Genomic DNA, 4,456 nt, shown 5'->3' on the forward strand with positions numbered 1-4,456 from the left:
TGCCCGTGGGTCGGCAGGCGGCTCAGGTGGTGGCGGTTTGGCGGATATGCTGGGCGGTTTGCTCGGCGGCGCGGGTGCCGGGGCGGCGGCGGGTTCGGCTGCGGGCGGTATTGGCGGCCTTGGCGGCATGCTCAACGATGTTCTGGCAGGCAAGCAACCCGCGACCGCCCCGAACGCACATCAGGAACTCGCCGCAGGCGTAATGCTGAAAGCGATGGTTCAGGCGGTCAAGGCCGATGGCAAGCTCGACCCCGACGAAAAGCAGAAGCTGATGCAGAACATGGCTGATGCCGACCCGAAGGAATTGGCGCTGGTCAACGACATGCTGGCGCAACCGGTCGACATCAAGGCGCTAGTCGATGAAACTCCGCGCGGGTTGGAGGAGCAGGTCTATGCGTGCTCGCTTATGGCGATCAACCTCGACAGTCAGGCAGAGGCGAAATACCTCAACGATCTGGCAATCGCGCTTGGCTTTGACAAACAACAGGTGAACGCGCTGCACGATCAGGCCGGCGCGCCGCATCTGTACAACTGACCCGCGCGCGCCTTTGCTTCGGCGCAAAGGGGCGAACTGCGACGGAAAAGGGGTGGAGCCTGCGGCAGGTTGCGTCTACACGGGGGATAATTCCGACGCAGGACAAAAGCCGCATGTTCCCCCGCCCCTTTCGCATAAGCCCATCCAGCGGCATGACCGACAACACCCGCGCCAGCCTGCTGATGCTGGGGTCGATGGGCGCTTTCGCGTTTGAGGATGTGTTCCTGAAACGCGCGGCGACGGCACTGCATCCCGGTCAGGTGATGGTGATGATCGGGTTTGTCGGCGCACTTTGCTTTTGGGCGGTGGCAGCCGCGCAGGGCCAGCCGATCCTGACCCGGCGTGCCTTTTCCCGCGCCGCCCTGATCCGCTCGCTGTCCGAAGCGGGCGCAAGCATGCTTTACATCACGGCCCTCGCCCTGCTGCCCTTGTCGATCAACGCCGCACTGTTGCAAGCCTCGCCGCTGGTTGTGACCATGGGGGCCGCGATCTTTCTGCGCGAACCGGTGGGCTGGCGGCGCTGGTCGGCAATTTTGGTGGGGTTTGCCGGTGTTCTGATCATTCTGCGCCCCGGCAGCGAAGGGTTTCAAGCTGCGGGGTTGTTGACCTTGGCGTGTGTGTTCATCCTTGCCGCCCGCGATCTGTCGACCCGGATGATGCCCGCGGACATCGGCACCTTCCAACTGACGACCTGGGCCTATCTTGCGCTGGTGCCAGCCGGGTTCGCGCTGATGTATCTTGGCGATGTGCAGATAATGCCGGTGGACCCGTCGCATTGGGGTGACCTGATCGGCGCGCTGCTGACAGGGCTCGTCGGCTATTGGGCCGTCACGGCAGCGATGCGGGTGGGTGATGTGTCCTTCGTCGCCCCGTTCCGCTACTCGCGGCTGGTCTTTGCCGTCATCCTTGCCGCGATCGTGTTCGGGGAACGGCCCGATCTATGGATGTATATCGGGTCCACACTCATCATCGGGTCGGGGCTGTATACCTTTGCCCGTGAACGCGCGCTGCGTCGCACAACCCTTTCCAAAACCCTGCCACAAGCGTAGAGACGCAGGCAACAGCCCATCCAACGCCCAACGACCGGAGGCACCATGACCACGATCATCGACATTCACGCCCGCGAAATCCTCGACAGCCGGGGCAACCCGACGGTGGAGGTTGAGGTCTATCTGGAAAGCGGCGTCATGGGCCGGGCCGCCGTGCCATCGGGTGCCTCGACCGGCGCGCATGAGGCGAATGAGCGTCGCGATGGCGACAAGGCCCGTTATAATGGCAAAGGCGTATTGGAGGCGGTCGCTGCCGTGAACGGTGAGATTGCCGAGGAACTGGTCGGCTTCGACGCGATGGAGCAGGTCGGCATCGACCGCACCATGATCGAGATGGACGGCACCCCGAATAAATCCCGCCTCGGCGCCAATGCGATCCTGGGCGTGTCTTTGGCCGTGGCCAAGGCGGCGGCGGATGCCTCCGGTCAGCCGCTGTTCCGCTATGTCGGCGGCACTTCGGCGCATGTTTTGCCGGTGCCGATGATGAACATCATCAACGGCGGTGAACACGCCGACAACCCGATCGACATTCAGGAATTCATGATCCTGCCGGTCTCCGCAGACAACATCCGCGATGCGGTGCGCATGGGGTCCGAAGTGTTCCACACGCTGCGGAAGGAACTCTCCAGCGCCGGGCACAACACCAATGTCGGCGACGAAGGCGGCTTTGCACCCAACCTGAACTCCACCCGCGACGCGCTTGATTTCATTTTGAAATCCATCGAGAAAGCAGGCTACAGACCGGGTGAGGATATCATGCTGGCACTCGATTGCGCCTCCACCGAATATTTCAAGGCAGGCAAGTATGAAATGAAAGGCGAAGGCAAGTCTCTGTCGCCCGAAGAAAATGTCGATTATCTGACCGCCCTGTGCGCCATTTACCCGATTGTCAGCATCGAGGACGGCATGGCCGAGGATGACTGGGCCGGCTGGAAACTGTTGACCGACAAGCTGGGCGATAAAATCCAACTGGTCGGCGACGATCTGTTCGTCACCAACCCGCGCCGTCTGGCCGAAGGCATCGCCAAAGGCTGCGCCAATTCCATGCTGGTCAAAGTCAATCAGATCGGCACCCTGACAGAAACACTGGCAGCAGTGGAAATGGCCCATCGCGCGCGGTTTACAAACGTGATGTCGCACCGTTCCGGTGAGACGGAAGATACCACAATTGCCGATCTGGCGGTCGCGACCAACTGCGGCCAGATAAAAACCGGTTCGCTGTCCCGCTCGGACCGGCTGGCAAAATACAACCAGTTGATCCGGATCGAGGAAATGCTGGGCGAGACGGCGGAATATGCCGGCCGTTCGATCCTGAAAGCCTGAGCACGCCGCCGCCCCCGCGTGACCCGATTGCGGGTGCGGTTTTTCGAGTCAAAGCCCAAACCCTGATTTCATCTTGGTAAAAATACCTGAAATCAGGGTTCTGCCAAACAGGCTGCCCTAGGAATTCAGGCAAAGACTGGTCGCACTGCCCGCCTTGCCAACGACATGAGCAACAGGCTCGCCTTGATGTGTAAGATGAGCAACATCAGATAACTCGCTATGATATCTCCTTTTTTTGCCAAAACGCCACATTTCCGCATTGTACCCGATGCAACTTCCGACTGGCACCGCCCAGCCTTCAAAGATAATCAATCGCGATGAGCAAGACACCCAGCCCCACGAATGACGACACCCTGCCGGGGTTCCTGTTTGCCTTGGCGGCCTATCTGTTATGGGGCTTTTTGCCACTTTACCTCAAGCAGCTTGCGCATGTCCCCCCGGCAGAGGTGATTGCACATCGTATCCTCTGGTCACTTCCAGTCGCAGCCATCGTCCTGCTGGTTCAAGGCCGCACCGCCGACCTGAAACGCGCATTCCGCACCCCCTCCACGCTGGCGATGGGCGTGGTCACGGCGACGCTGATCACGGTGAACTGGGGCTTTTATGTCTGGGCCATCGCCAATGGTCATGCCCTGGACGCCGCATTGGGCTATTACATCAACCCGTTGTTTTCGATCTTTCTGGCATCGGTGCTGTTGAAAGAACGGCTGACCGGGCTTCAGAAGGCAGCAATCGCGCTGTCGGCGCTTGCGGTTGTTGTGCTGACGGTTGATCTGGGTCGACTGCCGATTGTTGCGTTGGGTCTGACCGTGACCTGGGGCTTTTATGCCCTGGCAAAAAAACAGCTTCCCATCGGGCCGAACCAGGGCTTCGCGTTGGAGGTGCTGCTGCTGACTCCCTTCGCGCTAGTTTATGCGATTTACTTGCAGGTCAATGGTGACAGCCATTTCCTGCAAGGAAATCCGATGGATAGCTGGTTGCTTTTTGGCTGCGGTCTCGTCACCGCGATACCTTTGATGCTGTACGCCAATGGTGCCAAGGGGTTGCGGCTGTCCACCATCGGCATCATGCAATATATCGCGCCCACGATGATTTTCCTGACCGCCGTTTTCATCTTCATGGAGCCGTTCGGAACCGCGCGGATGATCGCCTTCCCGATGATCTGGGCGGCGCTGGGGCTTTACACGCTGTCGATGTTCCAAAGCCGTGTCAGGAAACCGAAGGTCGGCTGATTTTGCCCCCCCCCACGGCTGCCCGAACGCCGGTCGTACCGGGGCCAGAGGTTGGCAGGCCAAGCGCCACCCGCACCGCAAGATAGGCAAACGCCTGCGCTTCCAGCATGTCACCATCAAGACCCACGGCTTCCACTGGCAACACCTCCGCTTGTAGCAGGTCGGCCAGCATGGCCATCAGAACCTTGTTGCGCCGACCGCCACCGGTGACCAGAACCCGGTCCACCGCGGCGGGGAAATGTTCGGCACCTTTTGCAACGGCAGCGGCGGCGGCGGCGGTCAGGGTGGCGGCGGCATCGGCGTCGGACATATCCGCA

Annotated in this window: 5 protein-coding genes; 4 read left to right on the forward strand and 1 reads right to left on the reverse strand. The window is 60.7% G+C overall.

Features of this window, described 5'->3' with window-relative positions; genetic code table 11:
- The 4 genes from L0H65_RS15265 to rarD all read left to right on the forward strand — a co-directional run.
- Positions 1-535: DUF533 domain-containing protein (locus L0H65_RS15265; RefSeq protein ID WP_301459900.1), on the forward strand; the 535-nt coding region annotated here is incomplete at its 5' end.
- Positions 536-687: 152 nt separating this feature from the next.
- Positions 688-1,584: a DMT family transporter gene (locus L0H65_RS15270; RefSeq protein ID WP_301459901.1), complete on the forward strand. Its 897-nt coding sequence runs from the start codon at positions 688-690 to the stop codon at positions 1,582-1,584.
- Between the two features lie 45 nt (positions 1,585-1,629).
- Complete coding sequence (gene eno, locus L0H65_RS15275) at positions 1,630-2,907, forward strand: phosphopyruvate hydratase (protein ID WP_301459902.1); 1,278 nt, start codon at positions 1,630-1,632, stop codon at positions 2,905-2,907.
- A 317-nt stretch (positions 2,908-3,224) separates the two neighbouring features.
- Positions 3,225-4,139, forward strand: a complete 915-nt coding sequence (gene rarD, locus L0H65_RS15280) for an EamA family transporter RarD (RefSeq protein WP_301459903.1) — start codon at positions 3,225-3,227, stop codon at positions 4,137-4,139.
- On the opposite strand, the gene L0H65_RS15285 is transcribed toward rarD, so the two are convergent.
- On the reverse strand, positions 4,117-4,456 hold a 340-nt coding region (locus tag L0H65_RS15285; RefSeq protein WP_301459904.1), incomplete at its 5' end, for an anhydro-N-acetylmuramic acid kinase. The two genes, rarD and L0H65_RS15285, sit on opposite strands and share 23 nt — an antisense overlap.

It is taken from the genome of Pseudorhodobacter sp., assembly GCF_030452865.1.
Taxonomy (GTDB): Bacteria; Pseudomonadota; Alphaproteobacteria; order Rhodobacterales; family Rhodobacteraceae; genus Pseudorhodobacter.